This window comes from Pseudomonas sp. C1C7 (assembly GCF_013359595.1).
Lineage (GTDB): Bacteria > Pseudomonadota > Gammaproteobacteria > Pseudomonadales > Pseudomonadaceae > Aquipseudomonas.
Genome location: NZ_JABFMP010000010.1, coordinates 34,246 through 56,357, shown reverse-complemented (window position 1 = coordinate 56,357; position 22,112 = coordinate 34,246). Strand labels below are relative to the sequence as shown.

Here is a 22,112-nt window from a genome sequence, read left to right as displayed (position 1 = left end):
TCCAAATCGGGGGCGACACATTAGCCGAAAGCCCGCCTCTGGAAAAGTGTCATAACAGCGGTTTTAAGGTAGGCCAGACATTTTCCAGCAACTTGTCCTGAGCCCCGGCCGCCGGGTGGATGCCGTCGGCCTGCATCAACTCGGGATGACCGCCCACGCCGTCGAGGAAAAACGGCACCAGCGGGATGTTTTTCTCGCTGGCGACATTGCTGAAGACTTCCGCGAAGGCCTTGGTGTAACGCGCACCGTAGTTGGGAGGCAACTGCATGCCGAGCAGCAGCACCTTGGCACCGCTGGCGCGGGAGCTGTCGATCATCGAAGCAAGATTTTGTTGCAATTGCGTTGGCAGCAGTCCGCGCAGGCCGTCATTGCCACCCAGTTCGAGGATGACCAGCTCAGGCTTATGCTCTGCAAGCAGCGCCGGCAGCCGCGCCTGGCCTCCGGCACTGGTGTCGCCACTGATGGAGGCGTTGACCACTTTATCGTCAAAACCTTCACGCTTGAGCCGTTGCTCGAGCAACGACACCCACCCCAGCCGGGTATCCAGCCCGAAACCGGCGCTGATACTATCGCCAACGATCAGGACTGTACCCGCCGCTGCGTTCTGGGCCATGCACATCAAGGCCAGGCCAGCACTCAAAAACCACACACGCATCGGATTCTCCATGGGCGCAAGCATTCTCACCGCGAAGAACCTTAGCAAAGTGGTTCCCAGCGCGGAAGGTGAACTGACCATCCTGCACGAACTCAGCCTGCAGCTGAACAAGGGCGACAGCCTGGCCATCGTCGGCGCCTCGGGCTCCGGCAAATCCACCCTGCTGGGCCTGCTCGCCGGCCTCGACCTGCCGAGCAGCGGCGAAGTCACCCTGGCCGGACAGAGCCTGAGCAATCTCGACGAGGACCAGCGTGCGCGCATCCGCGCCGAGCACGTCGGCTTTGTCTTCCAGTCCTTCCAGTTGCTCGACAGCCTCAACGCCCTGGAAAACGTCATGCTGCCCTTGGAGCTCGACGGCCGCAAAGATGCCCGCGGGCGTGCCAGCGAGTTGCTGCAGCGGGTCGGCCTCGGCCAGCGCCTGACCCACTCGCCGCGCCAGCTCTCCGGCGGCGAACAGCAACGCGTGGCGATTGCCCGGGCATTCGCCGCAGAGCCCGACGTGCTGTTCGCCGACGAACCCACCGGCAACCTCGACAGCCATACCGGCGAGCGCATCAGCGATCTGTTGTTCGAACTGAACAAGGAACGCGGCACCACCTTGGTCCTGGTCACCCACGATGAGCGTCTGGCCCATCGCTGCCGACGCCTGATCCGCCTTGAAGCCGGCCTGCTGGTCGCCCCCGTGGAGGCCTGATGGCACGTCTGCCGCTGTTGCGCCTGTTCAGTCTCGCCATTCGCCAACTGCTGCGCGATGCCCGGGCCGGCGAACTGCGCGTGTTGTTCTTCGCTTTGCTGGTGGCGGTGGCTTCCAGCACCGCCATTGGCTACTTCGGCGCTCGCCTCAACGGCGCGATGATGCTGCGCGCGACCGAGTTCCTGGGGGCGGATCTGCTGCTCGAAGGCAGTTCGCCGGCCCGAGACGAGCAAATCAAGAGCGGCATCGAGCTGGGTCTTGAGCATGCGCAGGTGGTGGAGTTTTCCAGTGTCATTGCCACGGACAACGGTATTCAGCTGTCCAGCATCAAGGCGGCCGACGCTGTCTACCCGCTGCGCGGTGAGCTGAAAAGCGCGCCCGCGCCTTTCGCTGCCGAGGAGTCCGGAGGTGGACCGAATCCCGGTGAAACCTGGGTCGAGGGGCGTTTACTGACTGCGCTCAATCTGAAGATCGGCGACAGCATCGATGTCGGCATGAAAACCCTGAGGCTCGCCCGGGTACTGACCTACGAGCCCGACCGCGCCGGCAACTTCTACAGTCTGACGCCACGGGTCCTGATCAACCTCGACGACCTCGCCGCCACCGGCGTGGTGCAGCCCGGCAGCCGGGTCAGTTACCGCGATCTCTGGCGCGGCAATGCGTCGGCCCTGGAAACCTATCGCCAACTCATCAAGCCCGGCCTTGCCGCCAACCAGCGCATCCAGGATGCCCGCGACGGCAACCGGCAGATTGGTGGCGCGCTGGGCAAGGCCGAGCGTTATCTGAACATGGCCAGTCTGGTGGCAGTGTTGCTGGCGGGTGTCGCCGTAGCCCTGTCGGCGACGCGTTTCGCCACACGCCGATTCGATGCCAGCGCACTGTTGCGCTGCCTTGGGTTGTCCCGCCGGGAAACCATGGTGCTGTTCAGTCTGCAGCTGACAGTCCTCGGACTGCTCGCCAGCATCGCCGGCGCCCTGATCGGTTGGCTGGCACAACTTGGGCTGTTTGCCCTGCTCCATGACTTGTTACCCAGCGACGTACCTCCAGGTGGCCTGTTCCCCGCCATCGCCGGCATCGGCACCGGGCTGGTGGCACTGGCCGGCTTCGCCCTGCCGCCACTGGCGGCCTTGGGCCGGGTGCCTCCTCTGCGGGTATTGCGCCGGGATCTGCTGCCGATTCCTTCCAGCACCTGGATGATCTATGGCGCTGCATTGGCCGCCCTGGGCTTGATCATGTGGCGCCTGAGCCTGGACCTGGTACTGACCTTCGCCCTGCTCGGCGGCGGGGTGATCGCGGCACTGGTATTGGGCAGCCTGCTGTTGTTGCTGCTCAAAAGCCTACGGCGAATGCTGGCCCGGGCATCGTTGCCGTGGCGCCTGGGTCTTGGCCAACTGTTGCGCCATCCACTGGCCGCCGCCGGGCAATCCCTGGCATTCGGCCTGATCCTGCTGTCGATGGCACTGATCGCCCTGCTGCGCGGCGAATTGCTCGACACCTGGCAGAACCAGCTGCCAAAAAACGCACCGAACTATTTCGCCCTGAACATCCTGCCCGCGGACAAACAGGCGTTCACCGATCGGCTGTTCTCCCTTTCTGCCCAATCGGCGCCGCTGTATCCGGTCGTACCGGGCCGTCTGATCAGCATCAATGGCGAACCCGTGCAGCAGATCGTCACCAAGGAATCGGCGGGAGACCGGGCGATCCAGCGCGATCTGAGCCTGACCTGGGCCGCGGACCTGCCTGCGGGTAACACGATCACCGCAGGCAACTGGTGGCCCGATCAGCCGCCGGATGAAATCCCTGGTGTGTCGGTGGAAGGCAAGGTCGCGGAAAGTCTGAAGCTCAAGCTGGGCGATCACCTGATCTTCACCGTCGGCGGGGTCAATCGCGAAGCGAAAGTCACCAGCCTGCGGGAGATCAACTGGGACAATTTCCAGCCGAACTTCTTCATGATCTTCCAGCCGGGCACGCTGAGGGATCTGCCGGCCACTTACCTGACCAGCTTTTATCTGGCGGCAGGTCATGATCAGCAGATCGTCGAGTTGTCCCGAAGCTTTCCGGCGGTGACCATTCTGCAAGTGGAGGCCTTGCTGGCGCAGCTGCGCAGCATCCTCGCCCAGGTCACCCTGGCCGTGGAATATGTGCTGTTGTTTGTCCTCGCGGCAGGCATGGCCGTGCTGTTTTCCGGCTTGCAGGCGACGCTCGATGAGCGCATCCGCCAGGGCGCACTCCTGAGGGCACTGGGCGCGGAACGGCAGTTGCTGGTGAAAGCCCGAAGAATCGAGTTCGGTTTGCTGGGCGCGGTCAGCGGCTTGCTGGCGGCGCTGGGTTCGGAGGTCGTGAGCCTGGTGCTCTACCGATACGCGCTGGATCTGCCCTGGCATCCACACCCATGGCTGCTGGTGCTGCCGTTGATCGGTGCCGTGTTGATTGGCGGGGCTGGCGTGTTCGGCACTCGCCGTGCGCTGAATGCCAGTCCGCTGACGGTATTGCGCGAAGGTTGAAGCTCGATTGCACCGCGCTGATCCTGTTGAAGGTGAAGCGCGGATGCACAATGACCTGCATTACCGCCTAATTCTGCTCGTAACGAATCTCGTTGATCCACCACAGCACCTCGCCGCTCGGGGTCTGCACCACAGCCTCATCGCCCACTTCTTTCTTCAAGAGTGCACGCGCCATCGGCGAATCGATCGAGATGTAATCGTTGCGACCATAGATTTCGTCGTACCCCACGACCCTGAACTTCTTGATCTCCCCCGCCTCGTTTTCGATCTCGACCCAGGCCCCGAAAAACACTTTGCCTTCCTGCTCGGGCGAATAGGCGACCACCCGAACATCCTCAAGTCGCTTGCGCAGGTAACGGACGCGCCGGTCAATTTCCCGCAGCAGCTTCTTGTTGTACTGATAGTCGGCATTTTCGCTGCGGTCCCCCAAAGACGCCGCCCACGTCACTTTGCGCGTGGTGTCAGGACGTTTCTCTCGCCATAGATAGTCGAGCTCCTGCTTCAGAGCTTCATGACCTTGCGTTGTGATGATGTTCGTACTCAAAGCGTGGTGCTCACTGGCGATGACATCGGCTAACGATATTTGAACCGCTCTTGATCAGGCAACCTGTCGACAGGTTTGCCATTGAGGCAAGGGCCGATATTTCCACGCTGGTCACTTCACGGGTTGACATTCGAGACAACCAGTCTAATACTTTTTTACAATTTATAGCCGATCGGTCCAATAAAGGAAAAAGCCATGTTCAACGCAATCCTGATTGAGAAAGACGACACCGGTAGCCAAGCGCGCATCGCACAGCTGGAGCCATCACAACTCCCACCCGGCAATGTAACGGTGCGAGTGGCCTGCAGCACCCTCAACTACAAGGATGCCCTGGCGATCACGGGCAAAGGTCCGGTGGTTCGCGCGTTTCCCATGGTGCCGGGGATCGATCTGGCAGGCACCGTCGAACACAGTGACCACCCTGATTTCAAGGCGGGTGACAGCGTCTTGCTCAACGGTTGGGGAGTGGGCGAAGGGCACTGGGGCGGACTGTCCCAGGTGGCTCGATTGAATGGCGACTGGCTGATTCCTCTGCCCGAAGGGTTCACGGCTCAACAAGCCATGGCTATCGGCACCGCTGGATACACGGCCATGCTCTCGGTGCTCGCTCTTGAGCGAAACGGCGTCACGCCGGACAAGGGTGAAATTCTGGTCACCGGAGCCAATGGTGGGGTCGGCAGCTTTTCCATCGCCCTCCTCGCTCGCCTGGGTTACACGGTAGTCGCCTCTACCGGTCGCCTCGAGGAGACGGACTACCTGAAAAAACTCGGTGCATCGCAAATCATCGACCGCGCCCAGCTGAGCGAGCCCGGCCGCCCTCTGGCAAAAGAACGCTGGGCCGGCGCCATCGACTCAGTGGGCAGTCACACCCTGGCCAACGTCTGCGCCAGCACTCGCTACGGTGGCACTGTCGCCGCCTGCGGCCTGGCGCAAGGCATGGATTTTCCCGCCAGCGTTGCCCCTTTCATTCTGCGCGGCGTGACCCTGGCCGGCATCGACAGCGTGATGCGCCCGCGCAAGGATCGATTGGAGGCCTGGAGTCGTCTGGCTCGGGATCTTGATCTTGCCATGCTGAAAGAAATCACCCGGGAAATCGCCCTGAGCGAAGTCGTGCAGACGGCCAGTCAATTGCTGGCCGGTAAAGTACGCGGACGGGTGGTGGTGAACGTCAACAGCTGAGCTATCGCCCTCAGCGACGGGTGATCAGCCCTTGTCGGGCAACACGGACCAGTTGCCTGATAACTTGCGGAGCGTCTTCAACGCCTGGAGATTGAATCACCGCCAGGTCGAAACTGTCGCTGGCGAACCGGGCCAGCGACTCGCCGTCTTCGACGAACTGAATCAGAAACGCTGCCGGTCCACCGGTGCGGCGCGGCCAGCCGTCGAGATAACGCAAAAGCGTCGGCTGATGCTTACCGCCAAGCAGGATTTTTGGATTGCGCTGGGTGAGATGTGCCGTGATCGGCGCGGGACGTACAACGGGGCTTGGTGCATTCATCATGTCGTGTCTCAGCCTCAAAAGTCTGCATGGCAGGTGAGAGGCAACACCGAACCAGCGCTTTAGCGGTATTTCGAAACCGTTTCCGGCTTCTACAGTGACTGATCGAGTCACCTGGCGCCCCGCAAGTAGCTGTTTAAATCGGCGCATGAGCAGCATCCTAGAGAAGCTGACCGGACGGTGTCAAGAATGACGCACAACACTGTCCGCGACTTTCCAGAGCGCACAAAAGAAAAATGCCCGAATCGCGAGATTCGGGCATTGGCCTTGATCGATCAGAAGACCGCTCGGGATCAGTGACGCTTGTGACCTTTGGCCAGGTTGCTGCCCACGCCGCCGCCCAACGCACCACCCAGGCCTGCGCCGATGGTGGAACCGGTCTTGCCACCCAGGCTGTTGCCGATGACCGAACCGCCAGCGGCGCCCACACCGCCACCGATGGCAGCGCTGGTGCGGTGGCCTTTCTTGGCGGCAACAGCGCTACCGGCTGCGCCCGCTACGCCAGCACCGATGGCCGCGCCAGTGCTGCCGCCCATGCTTTGGCCAACAACGTTACCCAGCGCGCCGCCCAGACCGCCGCCGATTGCGGCAGTGCCGTCGCCAGCCATCGCGCCTTGAGCGACCAGAAGACCCAGAACCAAAGCAGGCAGAGTGAAACGCATGACAAAAACCTCAAAAATAGGGATGAAAATCAAAAGGGTCGGGATTGAATGCTTTCGAGCAGACAAAGTCCAGACATGCGCGTGCGCAACCTCGTTATCGGCGACGGTTGGACAGTTTTTATGGAAAAGGTTTTATGACAGGCAAAAAAAAGCCCGCTGGGGAACGGGCAGGGTGTTGCTTTCTAACGGATGGGTTCAGCCTACGTACGGTCTTGTGAAAACTTTGTGAAAAAACGGACACCTTAAACATTCGTTCACACATTCCGAACGCACGGAAATCCGAGCACAAAAAACCCCGCTCGAGAGCGGGGTTCACTGACGCAATCCACATTCACTTCCTGGCCGGCGGCGTCACTCTCGGGAGAAATTTCCCTTTCAGTACCCGACTCGCCTGGGTCTTGATCCTGCGGACTTCAACCTGATCCTCGCCGAAGCTTGCAACGTACACAGTCTGCCCACAGTGGACGAAATTGTTGATCGGAAACTCTGCGCCATCATCTTCAATGTACGGATCAACCATTTCATCACCCCTTTTTCAAAACGGGATCGACACCGGCAAGCCCATTTGCCCGAACCATATCGATCACCAAGGGTTTTGAGACTAGCCGGTCATTACCGGACTTGTGATTCAGATTGCCGAACGCCCGACGAATGGACCCACCTGCAGTTACCTCAACTTCACCGCCGTCCCGGTCACGAAAACCACGACCATGCCGCCCTTGCCCGCCGGCATGCTGATCTCGTAATCGAGTCCCACCACCGCATCCGCCTGGAGGGCCCGCGCCCGCTCCTTGATCTCGTCGGTGGCCTGGATACGCGCTTCCTTCAAGGCGCGCTCCAGCGTCTGGGAGCGCCCACCGAAAAAGTCCCGCATCCCGGCAAACACATCGCGGATGACGTTGATGCCCTGCACCGACTCGGCGCTGACAATGTCCAGGTAAGCGGTAATTTGCCGACCTTCGATAGCGTGGGTGGTGGTCGTGATCATTGCATTCCTGTTTGCACTGAATAGTGGATGATGGAGCGGCCAGCGCCGCGCTGGAACGATATCAGGGAACCAGAAGCTTTATCAGGAGCGCGGTGGCAGTCGCTACCGTGCCGATAAAGCCAATGGCAATGACGACCGGATACCAGAAGACCTCACGGGTCATCTTGCCCGCTTCGGCATTCAACTTGCCCGCTTCGGCGCGCAACTTGCGTTGCTCGGCTTTCAGCCTGGCGATTTCCAGAAGGATCTTTTCGTACTCGGCTTGCTTCATGGTCGTGTCCTGCATATCGATGCTCTCCGTCCCTGGTCAGTCGGTATGGTTGTTTCCTGCGGGTTCATTCTGGACACAGAACGCGTACAACGAACACTCCCCGCCAGAACGGGCGACCTTAAGCGCGCAGCCCCTTGGAAGCCCCGTACTGCCTGGCTTTACGGTGCAACGTCCTACACACCGCTCCAGATTCCTACATCATTTTCAGAAACACCTGTAGGAACACCGACCCCGAAAAGCACAAAACCCCTGGCTTCTTTCGAAACCAGGGGTTCTGTTTACATCGAATTTGGCGGTGAAGGAGAGATTCGAACTCTCGATACAGTTTCCTGTATACACACTTTCCAGGCGTGCTCCTTAAGCCACTCGGACACTTCACCGTATCTCTTCAAACATGTTCTGTCTGTCGAGGCGCGCTAATGTAGTCGAAAGCTTTTCCGATGGCAAACATTTTTTTCAGAATTTTCATGCGCTTAACGCGATTCGTTGTTTCAGGCCGATCGGATGATGGCAAACCGGCCAATCTCTGGTTCAACGTACGCTTCCATATAGAAGGCAACGCAGCGCCAGCATGGTGCGCCGCGCCGCAAAGACGGGCAAAGAGTGACTGGCGGGTCAGTCATGGCGCTTTACCTGACTGGTAGCCGTGGGTAACGTCTGCCCATCTTTATTGAAAGGAATAGCGTCATGAGTGAGTTGATTTCCTACCACCTCGAAGACGGTATCGCGACCCTGACCCTGAGCAACGGCAAGGTCAACGCCATCTCTCCGGACGTGATTGCAGCCTTCAACGCTGCCCTGGATCAGGCGGTGACGGATCGCGCGGTAGTCATCATCACCGGTCAGCCGGGGATTCTCTCGGGCGGTTACGATTTGAAGGTCATGACCTCCGGCCCCAAGGAAGCCGTGTCGCTGGTCACCTCCGGCTCGACCCTGGCCCGTCGCCTGCTGTCGCACCCGTTCCCGGTGATCGTCGCCTGCCCCGGTCATGCCGTGGCCAAGGGCGCGTTCCTGCTGTTGTCGGCGGATTACCGCATCGGTGTCGACGGCCCGTTCAGCATCGGCCTGAACGAAGTGCAGATCGGCATGACCATGCACCACGCCGGCATCGAACTGGCCCGTGATCGCCTGCGCAAGTCGGCGTTCCACCGTTCGGTCATCAACGGTGAAATGTTCAACCCTCAGACGGCCGTGGATGCCGGTTTCCTCGATGTCGTGGTGTCGGCCGAAGAGCTGCAGAACACCGCGCTGGCGGCGGCTCGTCAGTTGAAGAAGATCAACATGACCGCCCACAAGAACACCAAGTTGAAAGCGCGCAAGGCATTGCTGGATGCCTTGGACAACGCGATCATCGTGGATCAGGAGCACATGGGTTAACAAACCCGTACGACCTTTGTGGGAGCGAGCCTGCTCGCGATGGGCGATACCGATAACGCGCAGTCTTTGAATGAATGCGTTGTCCGCAGGTTTTTCGCGAGCAGGCTCGCCCCCACATTTGATCATGTTGAGCCTTCCCTACCTGAGCCGCTCTGGCACAGCCCTGACCAATCAGTCAGAAACAATTGCTTAAACATCGCCTATCTCCCGCCTTCTGAGCGGCAATTGCCGAAAACAGTGCACATCCGTACACTGCGCCACCTTTTGTCCCGGTGGGGCCTGAAAATGCTGTTTGTTTTACGTATGTCATTGATGGGCCTTCACTTTATCGTGGCGGGTGTGCTCGGAGTGGTGCTCGGCCTTTGCCGCCCTTTCAATCCCGATAACAGTCGTTTGTGCGCCCGCCTCTATGCCTGGCCGGCGATGTGCATTTTGCGTTTGCGGGTGAAGGCCGATGTCGGCCCATTGATGGATAAACCCGACAGCTGCGTGATCATTGCCAATCACCAATCCAACTACGATCTGTTCGTGTTCGGCAACGTGGTGCCTCGCCGTACTGTGTGCATAGGCAAGAAGAGCCTGAAATGGGTGCCGTTGTTCGGTCAGTTGTTCTGGCTGGCCGGCAACGTGCTGATCGACCGTGGCAACGCGCACAAGGCGCGCCAGTCGATGCTGACCACCACCCACACCCTGCAAAACGAGGACACTTCGATCTGGGTCTTCCCCGAAGGCACGCGCAATCTGGGCAAGGAATTGTTGCCTTTCAAGAAAGGCGCCTTTCAGATGGCCATCGCTGCGGGAGTTCCGATTGTCCCGGTGTGTGTCAGCAGTTACGTCAAGCACATGCGATTGAACCGCTGGCGCAGTGGGAAAATTCTGATTCGCTCGCTGCCGGCGATTCCGACTGCGGGCCTGAGCATGGATGACATGCCCATGTTGATTGCCCGCTGCCAGGAACAGATGCGCGAATGCATCGATTCGATGGACCGGCAACTTCAAGCCGCCTGAACATGAAACCCGCCTTGTGCGGGTTTTCTTTTGTGCAGAACTTCGCAAGTTTCACTGACTCTCAACTCCTGGACAGCGCTAAGCTTGAGGCTGTCTCTATTTGCCTCAATCTGCCAAGAAGAAGTGAACAAAGATCATGGGTCGAGTTGTTGCTGCTGCGGTTTACAGCGCGGGTAAGAAAGTCACCAATATCACTCTCGATGAAGGCGCGGCCTGGGCCGCGAAGCCCGGTCACTTTGTCTGGATCGGCCTGGAAGAGCCGAACGCCGAAGAACTGTTCAACCTGCAGCGCCAGTTCAACCTTCACGAACTGGCCATCGAAGACGCCCTGGAAAAACACAGCCGCCCGAAACTTGAAACCTTCGGCGACGCGTTGTTCATCGTCACTTACTCCCCTATACGCGAAGACGGCAAACTCAAGTTCATCGAGACGCATATCTTTGCCGGCAACGGCTACATCATCACCGCGCGTAACGGTCATTCGGCGTCCTACGCCCATGTCCGGCAGCGTTGTGAGGCGCGTCCGCTGTTGCTGGAGCACGGGGAAGATTTCGTGCTCTATGCCATCCTCGACTTCGTGATTGAAAACTATCAGCCGATGGGCGAAGCGATTCACGCCGAGATCGATGAGCTGGAACACAACGTGATGTGCGGCTCGCTGAACGAATGCGACATCCAGAACCTGCACGGCCTGCGTCGCGATGTACTGCGCCTGCGCCGTTATGCGGCGCCGATGGTGGAGATCGGCGAGGAACTGCAGCGACTCAGCTTCCCGTTCATCGACAAGAATATGCGCCCGTACTTCCGCGACGTGCAGATCCACGTCAAGCGACAGCTGGAAGACCTGACCACCCTGGCGGAAATCGCCAGCCAGACCATCGAAGTCGGCGTGCTGCTGGAGGCCTCACGGCAAAGTGTGGTGCAGCGCAAATTCGCAGCCTGGGCGGCGATCCTGGCGTTCCCGACGGCGATTGCCGGGATTTACGGGATGAACTTCCAGGACATGCCGGAGTTGAGCTGGCATTACGGGTATTTCGGGGTGCTGGGGGTGATTACGGTAGGGTGTGTGAGTTTGTGGGCGAGCTTCAAGAAGTCCGGCTGGCTTTAATACCAAACCGCACCTTGAAATGCGATCCTGTGTAGGAGCAGCCTTCGGCAGCTCCTACACAGGATCGATGCAGAGGATCAGGCGGCTTCTGGCTTATGCGCCACAAACCGCATCATCCACTCAGCCACCGTGGTGCCATGATGCTCACTGTCCAGGCTGGCAATCCCTTTCGAATAAATCTGCTCACCCAGCGCCTGCTGACGAATGTCCAGCAACGCGCGGGAGTAATCGTGGATGAATTCCGGATGGCCCTGGAAGCACAGCACCTGATCGTTGATGTGATAAGCGGCGTACGGGCAGAAATCGCTGGAGGCGATGACCGTGGCGTTTTCCGGCAGTGAGGTCACCTGATCCTGGTGGCTGATCAGCAGCGTCAGCTCCTCACGCACCGGACTCATCCACGGCGCCTTGGCGGCCATTTTGTAGTTGTGGGTGCCGACACCCCAGCCCTGGGTCGCTCGCTCGCTCTTGCCACCGAGCAACAGCGCCAGCAACTGATGGCCGAAGCAGACGCCCAGCAGCTTGTCGCCACGCTCGTAGCGGGTCAGCAGGTATTGCTTGAGGGTCTGGATCCACGGGTCGGTACCGAAGGAATCGGCCTTGCTGCCGGTGACCAGGTAGGCATCGAAGGTCTCGTCATCGGCAGGATAATCACCCTGCACCACGTTGTAGATGGTGAAATCGGCGGCAATCGGTTGCTGCGAAAACAGGCGCTTGAACATCTGCCCGTAGCCCTGATATTGGTCGACCAATTCCGGACGCAGGTTGTCGGTTTCCAGAATGCAGATGCGTAACGACATAAAAAATACCTGACACGTGATGGGAATAATGCACACCCCAGAGCCTGCCTCTAACACTGCAACAAGGCAAGCCCCGAGATGCGTCATCCATCCCTAAAACGCTTCCCCCTTGCCGGCTTTTTCCAGCAACAGGGCCGGCGGTGCGAAGCGTTCGCCGTATTGCCCGGCCAGATACTGGGCCCGGGCGACGAAATCCCCGATCCCGTATTGGTTGATGAACTGCAGCGCACCGCCGGTCCAGGCGGCGAAACCGATGCCGAGCACCGAGCCGACGTTGGCATCGGCCATCGACATCAGCACACCCTCCTCCACGCAACGCACGGTCTCGATCGCCTGCACGAACAGCAGACGATCACGCACATCATTGGCTGAAATCTGCCCGTCGGCCTTTTCGAAACGGCTTTTCAGTTCCGGCCACAAATGCTTCTGGGCACCGGCCGGATAGTCATAGAAACCGCCTCCGGCCGCCCTGCCCGCGCGTTTGTATTCGTTGAGCATCAGGTCGATCACGGCGGATGACGGGTGCTCCACCAGCGGCTTGCCCTCGGCCAGCAAGTCCTTGGCGGTCTGCTGGCGGATATGGCTCATCAGGCTCAGGGACACTTCATCGGAGATCGCCAGCGGCCCGACGGGCATGCCGGCCTTGCGTGCTTCGGTCTCGATCATCGCCGCGCTCACGCCCTCGCCGAGCATCGCGATGCCTTCGTTGGTGAAAGTGCCGAATACCCGCGAAGTGAAGAACCCGCGACTGTCGTTGACCACAATCGGCGTTTTGCGGATTTGCAGAACGAAATCGAATCCGCGCGCGAGGGTTTCGTCACTGGTATTGACGCCCTTGATGATTTCCACCAACGCCATCTTGTCCACAGGGCTGAAGAAATGCAGGCCGATGAACTTGCTCTGGTCCGGCACCGCCGTGGCCAGGCCGCTGATCGGCAGGGTCGAAGTGTTGGAGGCGATCACCGCATCCGCGCCGACGATTCGTTGCGCGGCCAGCGACACCTTGGCCTTGAGCTCACGGTCCTCGAACACAGCCTCGATGATCAGGTCGCAACCGGCCAGATCCGCATCGCTTTCGGTGGTGTGGATACGAGCCAGCACCGCTTCGCGTTGCTCGGCGCTCATTTGCCCGCGCGCCACTTTCTTGTCCAGCAGTGCCGCCGAGTGCGCCTTGCCCTTCTCGGCCGCGGCGAGGCTGATGTCCTTGAGCACCACCTCGATCCCGGCCGATGCGCTGACAAAGGCAATGCCCGCGCCCATCATCCCGGCGCCGAGTACGCCGACCTTTTTTGTCACATGGGGCGCGAAACCCTGTGGCCGCGAACCGCCGGCATTGATTTCATTGAGCTGGAACCAGAAGGTGCCGATCAGGTTTTTCGAGACCTGGCCGGTGGTCAGCTCGGTGAAGTAGCGGGTTTCGATCAGGTGCGCCGTGTCGAAATCCACCTGGGCGCCTTCCACCGCGGCGCACAGGATCTTCTCCGGCGCCGGCATGCAGCCCTGGGTCTTGCTGCGCAGGATCGAGGGCGCGATGGCCAGCATCTGCGCGACCTTCGGATTCGACGGCGTGCCGCCGGGGATCTGGTAACCCTTCACGTCCCAACGCTGCACCGCGGTCGGATTGGCGTTGATCCAGGCTCGGGCCTTGGCCAGCAGTTCCTCGCTGTCCGCCGCCAGTTCGTCGATCAGTCCGGCCTGCAGCGCCTGTTGTGGTCGCAGCTTTTTCCCTTCGAGCAGATACGGCAACGCCTTTTCCAGGCCGAGCAGGCGCACCATGCGCACCACCCCGCCACCGCCCGGCAGCAGACCGAGGGTCACTTCCGGCAAACCGAGTTGCACCGAAGCATTGTCCAGCGCGACCCGGTGATGGCAGGCCAGGCAGATTTCCCAGCCCCCGCCCAATGCCGCGCCATTGATCGCCGCGACCACCGGCTTGCCCAGGGTTTCCAGGGTGCGCAATTGCCCTTTGAGGGTCAGCACCATGTCGTAGAAGGCTTTGGCTTCGGGCTTGCCGACCTTGATCAATTCATTGAGGTCGCCGCCGGCGAAGAAGGTCTTTTTCGCCGAGGTGATGATGACGCCGGCAATGTCTTCCTTGTCGGCCACCAGGCGCGCAACGCAATCGGCCATGGCTTGGCGGTACACCGCGTTCATGGTGTTGGCGCTCTGGCCGGGCATGTCGATGGTCAGGACGACGATCCGGTCCTGGCCCTTTTCGTAACGAATGGCTTGGGTCATGAAGGTTTCCTTGAAATCCGGGCTCAGAGGCGTTCGATGATGGTGGCAATGCCCATGCCGCCGCCGACACACAAGGTCGCGAGGCCATAACGCAGGTGCCGGTTTTCCAGTTCATCGAGCAAGGTACCGAGGATCGCGCAGCCGGTGGCGCCCAGCGGATGCCCCATGGCGATCGAGCCGCCGTTGACGTTGACCTTATCCGGATCGACCGCCATGTCCTTGATGAATTTCAGGACCACCGAGGCAAACGCCTCGTTGACCTCGAACAGATCGATGTCCTCGACCCGCAGCCCGGCCTTGGCCAGCGCCTTGCGGGTCGCGGGCGCGGGGCCGGTGAGCATGATGGTCGGGTCGGTGCTGGTCACGGCCGTGGCGACAATCCGCGCCCGTGGTCGCAGGCCCAGCGCCTGGCCCTTGGCCTCGGAACCGATCAGCATCAGGGCCGCGCCGTCGACGATGCCGGAACTGTTGCCGGGGGTATGGACGTGATGGATGCGCTCGACATGGCTGTAGACTCGCAACGCCGTGGCGTCGAAGCCCATTTGCCCGATCATTTCGAAACTCGGCTTGAGCTTGCCCAGACCTTCCAGCGTCGAATCGGCGCGAATGAACTCATCGTGATTGAGCAGGATGATGCCGTTCTGGTCCTGCACCGGCACCAGCGACTTGCTGAACGAGCCATTGGCCCGCGCCCGCGCGGCTTTTTGCTGGGAGTGCAGCGCGTAGGCGTCGACGTCCTGACGGCTGAAGCCTTCGAGGGTAGCGATCAGGTCGGCGCCCACACCTTGCGGGGTGAAATGGCTGTGCAGGTTGGTTTCCGGGTCCAGCGCCCAGGCCCCGCCGTCGCTGCCCATGGGCACCCGTGACATGGACTCGACGCCGCCGACCACCACAAGGTCCTCGAAACCGGAGCGCACTTTCATCGCCCCCAGGTTCACCGCCTCCAGCCCCGACGCGCAGAAACGATTGATCTGCACCCCGGCCACGCTGATGTCCCAATCCGCCACCTGCACCGCGGTTTTCGCAATGTCGGCCCCCTGATCGCCAACCGGCGTCACGCAACCGAGCACCACATCGTCGACCTGACTGGTGTCGAGGTCGGTTCGCTGTTGCAGCGCGCCGAGCAACCCGGCCACCAGGTTAACCGGCTTGACACTGTGCAGGGCGCCATCGGCCTTGCCTTTGCCGCGGGGCGTGCGTAACGCATCGAAAATCAACGCTTGGGTCATGACGTCCTCGATCTTGTTGTTGTCCTCCGCAGGAGCGAGCTTGCTCGCGATGGACAACAAAACACCGCGGGGTGTCAGGCCGCCAGCGTCATCGTTGACGACCATCGCGAGCAAGCTCGCTCCTACAGGGGCTGCGATCTTTCGCTCTTTTAAGGAGCCTTCACCTTATTCCGAGCCACCGCCGATTCAATGACCGCAGCGCTCATCGACATTGACGGTCACGCTCAGACGGACGGTCATCCACCCTTGGCTGAACCGCTTGAACACACGCAAGTGTCTAGCAAAAGGCCGTCCAAGAAGCTGGCAATAGGCCTCATGCCGTTTTAATAGCTTTGAGTCAGAACACCATACTAAATGGATCTAAAGCCCGAGTGACGCGGGCTCTAAGGTGAAGGTGTACGAAGTTGTCGTCGGGTTTTGCCGAGACGGTCGTTCTTACAGGAAGTGCATCGTTTGCCGACATGGAGATATGCAGGCAGGCATCAGGAAATAACAAAAAGAAGGCGGTCAGCCATGTTCAAACAATCGAAAATTCGTCAAGCGGGTCTCATTCTCTTTGCCACTACGCTGTTGTTGATTCTGCCGAACCTGACCAAGGTGCTCGGCTAGTCGGTTTTTGCAATCACGGCGCCAGACTTGTATATCGCCACAACAAAAATGTGACTGGCTCGCTACCCGAGCCAGCGTGGCTATGCCAACCTTTACGGCATTTTCCACGACATGGACGGCGATCCTTTGAAAACGCTTATTGTGTTCGGGGCCCTGCTGCTCAGCACGCCTCTGTATGCCGCACAGCTGAACCTGGAGCTGGGCGCGAACAGTCGTACCTGGCAGACCGAGGAACTGCTCAAGCACCCTCAGGCCCAGACCATCACCATCCCCAACGATGTTTCCTATAAACGCGACATGAGTTATCGCGCGGTGCCGATGGCGGCGCTGTTGACGAACGTAAAAGCCGAAGACCATCTGCAGGCAGTGGCGCTGGATGGATTTGCCGCGGAGTTGTCGGCGGCGCCGCTGCTTGAGACGCGAGGCGCGCGAGCCTGGCTGGCGATCGAAGACCCGGCCAAACCCTGGCCGCCGCTGTCGGAAGGCAAGCACAGCGCAGGCCCGTTCTATCTGGTGTGGACCGATCCCAAAGCCGGCAATATCAGCCCCGAACAATGGCCGTTCGAAGTCGCCAGCATCAAGCGTCTGGCCCCGGTGGCCGAGCGCTTCCCGACCCTGCTGCCTGATCCGGCGCTTGAAGCGGATGACCCGGTGAGCAAAGGGTTTGCGCTGTTCCAGAAGAACTGCCTGGCCTGCCATCGCTTGAACGGTGCCGGGGATTCGCATTTAGGACCGGACCTGAACATTCCGTACAACCCGACCGAGTACTTCGGCGCGGACTTCCTCAAGCGCTATATCCGCGATCCGCAGAGCTTGCGCCAATGGCCCCAGGCGAAGATGCCCGGGTTCTCGGCCGAGGTGCTGCCGGATGAGGATCTGGGGATGTTGGTGGGGTATCTCAAGCATATGGCGGGCCGCAAGGTTAAGCCCTGACTGTTCGCGCCCGATCCGGTTCCCCGGTAATTGCCTATCGCCCGCATAGTCAGAGTCGATTTCACCACCCGCTCGGGGCTGTGGATAATCTGCGCATCCGCTGAAAAAACTTCGTCTATCCAAGGCGGCGAAGTTGACAGCCTCCACCTCCCGACCGGTTTTCCCTCCTTTCCGGTCTTACCGTTTGGCCACCTGCTCAGGTGGCCTTTTTTTTGGTCGACGCAAAAGCAAAAGATCGCAGCCTTCGGCAGCTCGCGCAAAAACGTGTTGAAAACAAAACGGCCGACCCGAAGGTCAGCCGCGTTTGCGATTGCTGCTGTTCATAAGGTTATGCGAGTCGCCCTCGTAGCTCCTGTTTCACACCCCAGCCCTCAATGATGCCGCCCAATGGCTCGACCACCGCTTCGAAACCCTGTTCGAAGTCGCCGATGTCGTCGTAGGTGGCGTACATGACCTTGCTCAACTCCAGCGCCCAGGCACCGTCGTCGCGCACGGTTATTTGCGAATTGAGGGACTCACCGTGATGAAAATGACCCGCCGCCCTGCGTGCCCGCTCCTCGTCCGGGAAAATGGCGTAGAACTCGATGGGGTGGAACCGTGAAAAATCGAAACCGCCTTCTTTCATGCGGCGCAGCACGCTGCTGCTGATGTCTTCTTGATAGGCTGTGCTCATGAAACGTCCTCCTCAAAAAACCGATGGATAGACTTTCCGTACTCCCTGCTCGCGCAACCGTACTGCGGGCGGTTCGGCACCGAGGTGCCGGCGGGAAACAAGCATGTAGCTGACAAGACCAGACCTTAGCGATCCATTCGCTGATCTCGATTGCAGAGTAGCCCCAGGACCGAGGCGCTGCCAAGGCCTGGATGAGAATGCGACAGGAAGTGTTCAGATTGGCGTGATGCCGAGGATTTGAATGCTGTTCTGCGTCTTGAGGTTCTTGACGCTGGCGTCGACGGTTCGCCCCTCCAGATCGTTCAGATCCAGCTTTGCAGCCACAGGAAGAAACCGCTCCTTGATGAGTTTGGCGGCCTGCTCGTGACTCGGGCATTCCTCGCACTCAAAGACTTCGTTGATCGTTTGTCCATGATCATCCACGAAAGTGACTTTCCACTTTGACATCGCAGCCTCCTCGATCAACCCGTAAGTGGGCTTACATCTATCTCGACCAAGTTAGCTGGCTAATGTTCCGACGGATCTGTGCATCTGCGTAGGAGCGAGGCTTGCCCGCGAAGGCGATGTGTCAGGCACCATCAATGTTGTCTGGTCCGCCGTCTTCGCGCGCAAGCCTCGCTCCTGCAGGATCGGGCGTAAGTCGGGATCAGACCCTGACATCCCCCCGCGGCCCGGCGATGGCCCAGATGATCAGGCCCAGCACCGGCAGCAGGACGATCAACAGCACCCAGAGGACTTTCATCCCGGTTTCGGCGCCACTTTTCAGGACGTTGATGATTGCCCAGATATCCAGGGCAAGAATGATCAGGCCAACCAGGCTGTTGAAGGTGGAACCCATGGCGATGCTCCGCAAGAGTGGTATGCCATTAGGATAGCCGGCTCTGTCCGGGGTTCCGTTTTATTGACAGCTTTGTCGACTCAGACGTGGATCGCCACTTTCAGGGCTTCCAGGGCTGGCGCCGCCGAGATGCCGACCTGCGCGCACAATTCCAGCACCCGTGGCACGTCGTTGCCGTAGACCAGCACCATCTGCAGCTCATCGTCGAGCAACTGGCTGATGTTCATCAGGGTGTAACCGCCGTTTTCCTTGTTCAGGCTGCTCATTTGTACCTGGATGCGATTGAGCGCGGTCAGCGCCTCGGTCCTGGCCAGTTGCTTGGGCTTGAGGTTGAACTCAACGCCCGGGCCGAACGAGGCGACGATCTGGCTGAACAGGTCAACGTAGGTATCGGCCTGGAACAGCACGGTGTCGGGAAGACTGCCGATGACCACCCATTCGCCCAGCGCAATCGGGAAGGTGTCGTCGTAGTTGATGTCCGGGTTGGCGCCCAGGAAGGCCTCGGGATCCGCATAAGCCTGGGCCGCTTCGTCAGCGACCTTGAGGATTTCGTCTTCGCCCATGCACCCGGAGCTGATTTTGCTGATGAGTTCGACGAGTGCGGCTTTCATGGGGGCAGATCCTGTCGCTAGGGAATTTTGAGGGCGCGAAGGATAACGCATTTGGCGAGGTGCTGCGGAACCGGTCATTCGGTTGGAATGCAAACCTGTGGCGAGGGGGCTTGTACCCTCATCACAGGGTTTTGTTTTTTAGCCCAGCAATTTTTCCAGCTGCGCAACGGTATCGGTAGCGCCCATGGTCTTCGCCGCATCCAGCGCCGTTACACCGTTGGCGTCCCTGGCCCGTGGATCGGCGCCTTTGCCGATCAGGTAATCGACAATGGCGACACGGTTGAACATGGCCGCCATCATCAGTGCGGTACGCCCGTCGAATGACGCTCCGTCAATCTGCGCGCCACCTTCGACCAGCGCCGTGACCACCGCCAGGTCGCCCTTGAAGGCCGCACCGGCGATCGGGCTCTGGCCGTTGTCGTTGCGGATTTCCGGGTCGGCCTTGTGTTCCAGCAGCACTTTCACGGTTTCCACGTGGCCGTGGTACGCGGCCAGCATCAACATGGTGTCGCCCTTGTGATTGCGCAGGTTCGCCGGCAGGCCCTTGCTCAGCAGCGCTGCCATCATGGCCGCATCGCCCTCGCGAGCCTTGTTGAATACCTGTTCGGCAAACTCGGCGGCTTCTTCGGGGGTCATCTGGCGGCTTTGGTCTGACATTGGACACTCCAGGTTCTGTCATTCGGAAAGCCGACAGTTTCCCGAGCGGCCCCGGCACTGTCACTTCTTTTTTCTGAAACGCAGCCATAGCCACTTTCAATAACGATAACGACCGTCCTGAATCGCCGTCAGCAAGGGCTCGGTGACCTGCACGTAGGTGTCGCTGCCCGGCAGCCAGGCGTAGATCGGGTCGCCGCCGGTGCGGGCAGGGTCGAAACCTTCGTCCTTGAGCCGGGTTTTCTGGTACTTGAAGGTCCCGGTGGTCTCCATTTTCAGCTTCACCCGCAGAAACAGCGGCACCGCATAAGCCGGCAGTTGCTGTCGCAGAAACGCCAGCAGCGCGCTGAAATCCAGGGTCGCCAGGGATTCGGCCGGCGTGATCGCCGCCATTCCTGCCCGGCCGTTGGTGTTGAGGATTTCCACGCCATAGGCCACGGCTTCGGAGATCAGCGGATGCTTGAGCAGCATGTTCTCGACTTCAGTGGTCGAGACGTTTTCGCCCTTCCAGCGATAGGTGTCGCCCAGACGGTCGACGAACTGTGCGTGGCCGAAACCGATGTTGCGCAGCAGATCGCCGGTATTGAAATAGCGGTCGCCCTTGACGAACACATCGTGCAAAACGACCTTCTCGGTTTTCTGCGGATCGGTGTAGCCGTCCAGCGGCGCCTTGTCGTCGATCCTCGCCAGCAACAGGCCCTGCTCGCCCTTGCCGACCTTGCGCATGAAACCGTTGGCGGCACGGATCGGCGCGCCGCTGTCATGATCGTAGGCGGCCAGTTCCCAGGACATCAGGGAGAACCCCACCGTGTTGTCGAAATTCAGGATGTTGGTGAAGCCGATGTTGCCGTCGCTGGCGGCATACAGCTCGCAGATGTGCCTGACGCCAAAACGCGTCTTGAACTCGCGCCAGGCGCCGGGGCGCAGGCCATTGCCGATCATCTTGGTCACTTCGTGCCGGTTGTCGTCCTCGCCGGTCGGTTGATCCACCAGATAACGGCACAGTTCGCCGACGTAACCCAGGGTGGTCGCGCGGTATTTGCGCACATCGCCCCAGAAGTGACTGGCGCTGAACTTGCGACGCAGGGCAAACCCCGAAGCGCCGCTGATGGCCGAGCCCCAGCACACGCACAGGCCCGTGGCGTGATACAGCGGCAAGGTGCAATAGACGATGTCCGTGGGTCGCATGTCCAGGGCGACCATGCCGAAGCTGGCGAAGCTGCGCATCCAGCGCCCGTGCTTGAACACGCCGGCCTTGGGCAGACCCGTGGTGCCCGAGGTGTAGATATAGAAGCAGGTGTCGTCGAAGAAGATCTGCTGGCTGCTGGCCGGATTGTCGACGGGGCCGTCGATGCTGGCGGTCATCAGATTGATGAAGCCTTCGGGCGCGATGCCCGGGTGATCGTAGGTGTTCTGGTCGGCAATGAACCAGCAGTGCGCCGCCGGGATCGACACCGACTCGCGCACCGCCAGAAACGCCGGAACCAATTCCTCGCCGACGACGATGGCCGCCGGCGCTACCAGATTCAGGCTGTGGACAAGTGTGTCGCGGGTCTGCGAAGTGTTGAGCAAGGCGCTGATCGCGCCGACCTTGGCCACCGCCAGGATCGTCACCAGCAGCTCAGGACGGTTCTCGATGAACACCGCCACGACGTCGCCCTTGCCGATGCCCCGCTCGATCAGGTGATGGGCGACGCGGTTGGCCCATTGGTTGACCTGTGTATAACTCAGCGAAAGCGCATCGTGCAGCAGTGCCGGGCCATCGGGATTGCGCAGGGTTGCCTGTTCGAAACTCCAGGCCAGGCCACACGGTTGGTTCGGGTCCTTGACGTTTGCGACCTTCATGCCCTTGACCACCCGTGGCAGGGCTTTGGCGATGGAAGGCAGCTTGCGGAGCATCATGCTCCAGGTGATCGTGTCGCTTGGCGTGCGGCGCATGGCGGCTCCCGTTCGCTCTTCTTATTGTCGGGCGGCGTTGAATGAAGCCCGAAAATACGTCAAGGGTTCTTGAGCTGTACACGCGGTTTTTGAAATGTTTTGTATCTGCAACAGCGGTGTTGGAGATCGCGAGCGCGAGGACTTCAAATGGTTCAATCCAACCGCCGAGAATCTCGCAAAATGCAGGATGCACGATGGCTGTTCTTGCAAATTGCACGAAAACAAAAACCCGCCAAAAACATAAGCCGTTGTTTTTAAAGAAATTTAACCAAGAGCGGAT

At 60.1% G+C, this 22,112-nt stretch carries 23 protein-coding genes and 1 tRNA gene; 7 read left to right on the top strand and 17 right to left on the bottom strand.

Annotated elements, in window-relative coordinates:
* Positions 1-49 precede the first annotated feature (49 nt).
* A complete protein-coding gene (locus tag HNO86_RS10725) occupies positions 50-655 on the bottom strand; it encodes an arylesterase (protein ID WP_175376967.1) in 606 nt (201 codons plus the stop codon).
* 10 nt (positions 656-665) lie between these two features.
* On the opposite strand from HNO86_RS10725, the gene HNO86_RS10720 reads away from it, so the two are divergent.
* Both HNO86_RS10720 and HNO86_RS10715 read left to right on the top strand, forming a co-directional pair.
* Entirely contained in the window at positions 666-1,349 is a 684-nt protein-coding gene (locus HNO86_RS10720; protein WP_175376966.1) for an ABC transporter ATP-binding protein, read from the top strand.
* Positions 1,349-3,853, top strand: coding sequence for an ABC transporter permease (locus HNO86_RS10715; protein WP_175376965.1), 2,505 nt, complete (start codon positions 1,349-1,351; stop codon positions 3,851-3,853). Before HNO86_RS10720 ends, HNO86_RS10715 begins: the two co-directional genes overlap by 1 nt.
* Before the next feature lie 67 nt (positions 3,854-3,920).
* On the opposite strand, the gene greB is transcribed toward HNO86_RS10715, so the two are convergent.
* Positions 3,921-4,397: a transcription elongation factor GreB gene (gene greB, locus HNO86_RS10710; protein WP_175376964.1), complete on the bottom strand. Its 477-nt coding sequence runs from the start codon at positions 4,395-4,397 to the stop codon at positions 3,921-3,923.
* A gap of 195 nt (positions 4,398-4,592) precedes the next feature.
* Between greB and HNO86_RS10705 the strand changes: the two genes are divergently transcribed.
* Positions 4,593-5,576 carry an MDR family oxidoreductase gene (locus HNO86_RS10705; protein ID WP_175376963.1) on the top strand — a complete coding sequence of 328 codons (984 nt, stop codon included), beginning with the start codon at positions 4,593-4,595 and terminating at the stop codon, positions 5,574-5,576.
* A gap of 10 nt (positions 5,577-5,586) precedes the next feature.
* Here HNO86_RS10705 and HNO86_RS10700 read toward each other — a convergent pair whose 3' ends face one another.
* The 6 genes from HNO86_RS10700 to HNO86_RS10675 form a co-directional block, all read right to left on the bottom strand.
* The gene (locus HNO86_RS10700) at positions 5,587-5,895 is read right to left on the bottom strand and encodes a class I SAM-dependent methyltransferase (protein WP_175377070.1); all 309 of its coding nucleotides are present in this window, start codon (positions 5,893-5,895) and stop codon (positions 5,587-5,589) included.
* A gap of 293 nt (positions 5,896-6,188) precedes the next feature.
* Positions 6,189-6,557, bottom strand: a complete 369-nt coding sequence (locus HNO86_RS10695; protein ID WP_034150136.1) for a hypothetical protein — start codon at positions 6,555-6,557, stop codon at positions 6,189-6,191.
* A 331-nt stretch (positions 6,558-6,888) separates the two neighbouring features.
* Positions 6,889-7,077, bottom strand: coding sequence for a hypothetical protein (locus tag HNO86_RS10690; RefSeq protein ID WP_175376962.1), 189 nt, complete (start codon positions 7,075-7,077; stop codon positions 6,889-6,891).
* 147 nt (positions 7,078-7,224) lie between these two features.
* The gene (locus HNO86_RS10685) at positions 7,225-7,545 is read right to left on the bottom strand and encodes a YbjQ family protein (protein ID WP_175376961.1); all 321 of its coding nucleotides are present in this window, start codon (positions 7,543-7,545) and stop codon (positions 7,225-7,227) included.
* A 61-nt stretch (positions 7,546-7,606) separates the two neighbouring features.
* Positions 7,607-7,816: a hypothetical protein gene (locus HNO86_RS10680; RefSeq protein WP_175376960.1), complete on the bottom strand. Its 210-nt coding sequence runs from the start codon at positions 7,814-7,816 to the stop codon at positions 7,607-7,609.
* A 290-nt stretch (positions 7,817-8,106) separates the two neighbouring features.
* A tRNA-Ser gene (locus tag HNO86_RS10675) sits at positions 8,107-8,196 on the bottom strand.
* A 307-nt stretch (positions 8,197-8,503) separates the two neighbouring features.
* Between HNO86_RS10675 and HNO86_RS10670 the strand changes: the two genes are divergently transcribed.
* The 3 genes from HNO86_RS10670 to HNO86_RS10660 all read left to right on the top strand — a co-directional run bounded on the left by HNO86_RS10670 (position 8,504) and on the right by HNO86_RS10660 (position 11,309).
* Positions 8,504-9,193 carry a crotonase/enoyl-CoA hydratase family protein gene (locus tag HNO86_RS10670; protein WP_175376959.1) on the top strand — a complete coding sequence of 230 codons (690 nt, stop codon included), beginning with the start codon at positions 8,504-8,506 and terminating at the stop codon, positions 9,191-9,193.
* A gap of 285 nt (positions 9,194-9,478) precedes the next feature.
* Positions 9,479-10,201, top strand: a complete 723-nt coding sequence (locus tag HNO86_RS10665; protein ID WP_175377069.1) for a 1-acyl-sn-glycerol-3-phosphate acyltransferase — start codon at positions 9,479-9,481, stop codon at positions 10,199-10,201.
* 136 nt (positions 10,202-10,337) lie between these two features.
* The gene (locus HNO86_RS10660; RefSeq protein WP_175376958.1) at positions 10,338-11,309 is read left to right on the top strand and encodes a magnesium and cobalt transport protein CorA; all 972 of its coding nucleotides are present in this window, start codon (positions 10,338-10,340) and stop codon (positions 11,307-11,309) included.
* 77 nt (positions 11,310-11,386) lie between these two features.
* On the opposite strand, the gene HNO86_RS10655 is transcribed toward HNO86_RS10660, so the two are convergent.
* The 3 genes from HNO86_RS10655 to HNO86_RS10645 form a co-directional block, all read right to left on the bottom strand.
* Positions 11,387-12,109 carry an amidotransferase gene (locus HNO86_RS10655; protein WP_175376957.1) on the bottom strand — a complete coding sequence of 241 codons (723 nt, stop codon included), beginning with the start codon at positions 12,107-12,109 and terminating at the stop codon, positions 11,387-11,389.
* Between the two features lie 93 nt (positions 12,110-12,202).
* Entirely contained in the window at positions 12,203-14,347 is a 2,145-nt protein-coding gene (locus tag HNO86_RS10650) for a 3-hydroxyacyl-CoA dehydrogenase NAD-binding domain-containing protein (RefSeq protein WP_175376956.1), read from the bottom strand.
* Between the two features lie 23 nt (positions 14,348-14,370).
* On the bottom strand, positions 14,371-15,576 hold the full coding sequence (locus tag HNO86_RS10645; protein ID WP_175377068.1) for an acetyl-CoA C-acetyltransferase: 1,206 nt from the start codon (positions 15,574-15,576) through the stop codon (positions 14,371-14,373).
* A 720-nt stretch (positions 15,577-16,296) separates the two neighbouring features.
* Here HNO86_RS10645 and HNO86_RS10640 point away from each other — a divergent pair.
* Positions 16,297-17,118: a cytochrome c gene (locus tag HNO86_RS10640; RefSeq protein WP_175376955.1), complete on the top strand. Its 822-nt coding sequence runs from the start codon at positions 16,297-16,299 to the stop codon at positions 17,116-17,118.
* 328 nt (positions 17,119-17,446) lie between these two features.
* Here the strand turns inward: HNO86_RS10640 and HNO86_RS10635 are convergent, their stop codons facing one another.
* From HNO86_RS10635 to HNO86_RS10610, 6 genes are all read right to left on the bottom strand, one after another.
* A complete protein-coding gene (locus HNO86_RS10635; protein WP_175376954.1) occupies positions 17,447-17,791 on the bottom strand; it encodes a ribonuclease E inhibitor RraB in 345 nt (114 codons plus the stop codon).
* A 213-nt stretch (positions 17,792-18,004) separates the two neighbouring features.
* A complete protein-coding gene (locus HNO86_RS10630; protein WP_175376953.1) occupies positions 18,005-18,238 on the bottom strand; it encodes a hypothetical protein in 234 nt (77 codons plus the stop codon).
* 199 nt (positions 18,239-18,437) lie between these two features.
* A complete protein-coding gene (locus tag HNO86_RS10625) occupies positions 18,438-18,629 on the bottom strand; it encodes a PLDc N-terminal domain-containing protein (RefSeq protein WP_175376952.1) in 192 nt (63 codons plus the stop codon).
* An 80-nt stretch (positions 18,630-18,709) separates the two neighbouring features.
* Entirely contained in the window at positions 18,710-19,240 is a 531-nt protein-coding gene (locus tag HNO86_RS10620; protein WP_175376951.1) for a hypothetical protein, read from the bottom strand.
* 138 nt (positions 19,241-19,378) lie between these two features.
* The gene (locus HNO86_RS10615; protein ID WP_175376950.1) at positions 19,379-19,897 is read right to left on the bottom strand and encodes an ankyrin repeat domain-containing protein; all 519 of its coding nucleotides are present in this window, start codon (positions 19,895-19,897) and stop codon (positions 19,379-19,381) included.
* A 96-nt stretch (positions 19,898-19,993) separates the two neighbouring features.
* The gene (locus HNO86_RS10610) at positions 19,994-21,832 is read right to left on the bottom strand and encodes a long-chain-acyl-CoA synthetase (RefSeq protein WP_175376949.1); all 1,839 of its coding nucleotides are present in this window, start codon (positions 21,830-21,832) and stop codon (positions 19,994-19,996) included.
* Between the last annotated feature and the right edge of the window lie 280 nt (positions 21,833-22,112).

What these genes read in the sequence shown, in the direction of transcription:
- HNO86_RS10630 (WP_175376953.1), bottom strand. Translation starts at nt 18,238, where the DNA reads ATGTCAAAGTGGAAAGTCACTTTCGTGGATGATCATGGACAAACGATC.
- HNO86_RS10610 (WP_175376949.1), bottom strand. Translation starts at nt 21,832, where the DNA reads ATGCGCCGCACGCCAAGCGACACGATCACCTGGAGCATGATGCTCCGC.
- HNO86_RS10725 (WP_175376967.1), bottom strand. Translation starts at nt 655, where the DNA reads ATGCGTGTGTGGTTTTTGAGTGCTGGCCTGGCCTTGATGTGCATGGCC.
- HNO86_RS10665 (WP_175377069.1), top strand. Translation starts at nt 9,479, where the DNA reads ATGCTGTTTGTTTTACGTATGTCATTGATGGGCCTTCACTTTATCGTG.
- HNO86_RS10700 (WP_175377070.1), bottom strand. Translation starts at nt 5,895, where the DNA reads ATGAATGCACCAAGCCCCGTTGTACGTCCCGCGCCGATCACGGCACAT.
- HNO86_RS10715 (WP_175376965.1), top strand. Translation starts at nt 1,349, where the DNA reads ATGGCACGTCTGCCGCTGTTGCGCCTGTTCAGTCTCGCCATTCGCCAA.
- HNO86_RS10655 (WP_175376957.1), bottom strand. Translation starts at nt 12,109, where the DNA reads ATGTCGTTACGCATCTGCATTCTGGAAACCGACAACCTGCGTCCGGAA.
- HNO86_RS10635 (WP_175376954.1), bottom strand. Translation starts at nt 17,791, where the DNA reads ATGAGCACAGCCTATCAAGAAGACATCAGCAGCAGCGTGCTGCGCCGC.
- HNO86_RS10690 (WP_175376962.1), bottom strand. Translation starts at nt 7,077, where the DNA reads ATGGTTGATCCGTACATTGAAGATGATGGCGCAGAGTTTCCGATCAAC.
- HNO86_RS10615 (WP_175376950.1), bottom strand. Translation starts at nt 19,897, where the DNA reads ATGTCAGACCAAAGCCGCCAGATGACCCCCGAAGAAGCCGCCGAGTTT.
- HNO86_RS10685 (WP_175376961.1), bottom strand. Translation starts at nt 7,545, where the DNA reads ATGATCACGACCACCACCCACGCTATCGAAGGTCGGCAAATTACCGCT.
- HNO86_RS10625 (WP_175376952.1), bottom strand. Translation starts at nt 18,629, where the DNA reads ATGGGTTCCACCTTCAACAGCCTGGTTGGCCTGATCATTCTTGCCCTG.
- HNO86_RS10705 (WP_175376963.1), top strand. Translation starts at nt 4,593, where the DNA reads ATGTTCAACGCAATCCTGATTGAGAAAGACGACACCGGTAGCCAAGCG.
- HNO86_RS10660 (WP_175376958.1), top strand. Translation starts at nt 10,338, where the DNA reads ATGGGTCGAGTTGTTGCTGCTGCGGTTTACAGCGCGGGTAAGAAAGTC.
- HNO86_RS10670 (WP_175376959.1), top strand. Translation starts at nt 8,504, where the DNA reads ATGAGTGAGTTGATTTCCTACCACCTCGAAGACGGTATCGCGACCCTG.
- HNO86_RS10695 (WP_034150136.1), bottom strand. Translation starts at nt 6,557, where the DNA reads ATGCGTTTCACTCTGCCTGCTTTGGTTCTGGGTCTTCTGGTCGCTCAA.
- HNO86_RS10645 (WP_175377068.1), bottom strand. Translation starts at nt 15,576, where the DNA reads ATGACCCAAGCGTTGATTTTCGATGCGTTACGCACGCCCCGCGGCAAA.
- HNO86_RS10720 (WP_175376966.1), top strand. Translation starts at nt 666, where the DNA reads ATGGGCGCAAGCATTCTCACCGCGAAGAACCTTAGCAAAGTGGTTCCC.
- HNO86_RS10680 (WP_175376960.1), bottom strand. Translation starts at nt 7,816, where the DNA reads ATGAAGCAAGCCGAGTACGAAAAGATCCTTCTGGAAATCGCCAGGCTG.
- HNO86_RS10620 (WP_175376951.1), bottom strand. Translation starts at nt 19,240, where the DNA reads ATGAAAGCCGCACTCGTCGAACTCATCAGCAAAATCAGCTCCGGGTGC.
- HNO86_RS10650 (WP_175376956.1), bottom strand. Translation starts at nt 14,347, where the DNA reads ATGACCCAAGCCATTCGTTACGAAAAGGGCCAGGACCGGATCGTCGTC.
- HNO86_RS10640 (WP_175376955.1), top strand. Translation starts at nt 16,297, where the DNA reads ATGGACGGCGATCCTTTGAAAACGCTTATTGTGTTCGGGGCCCTGCTG.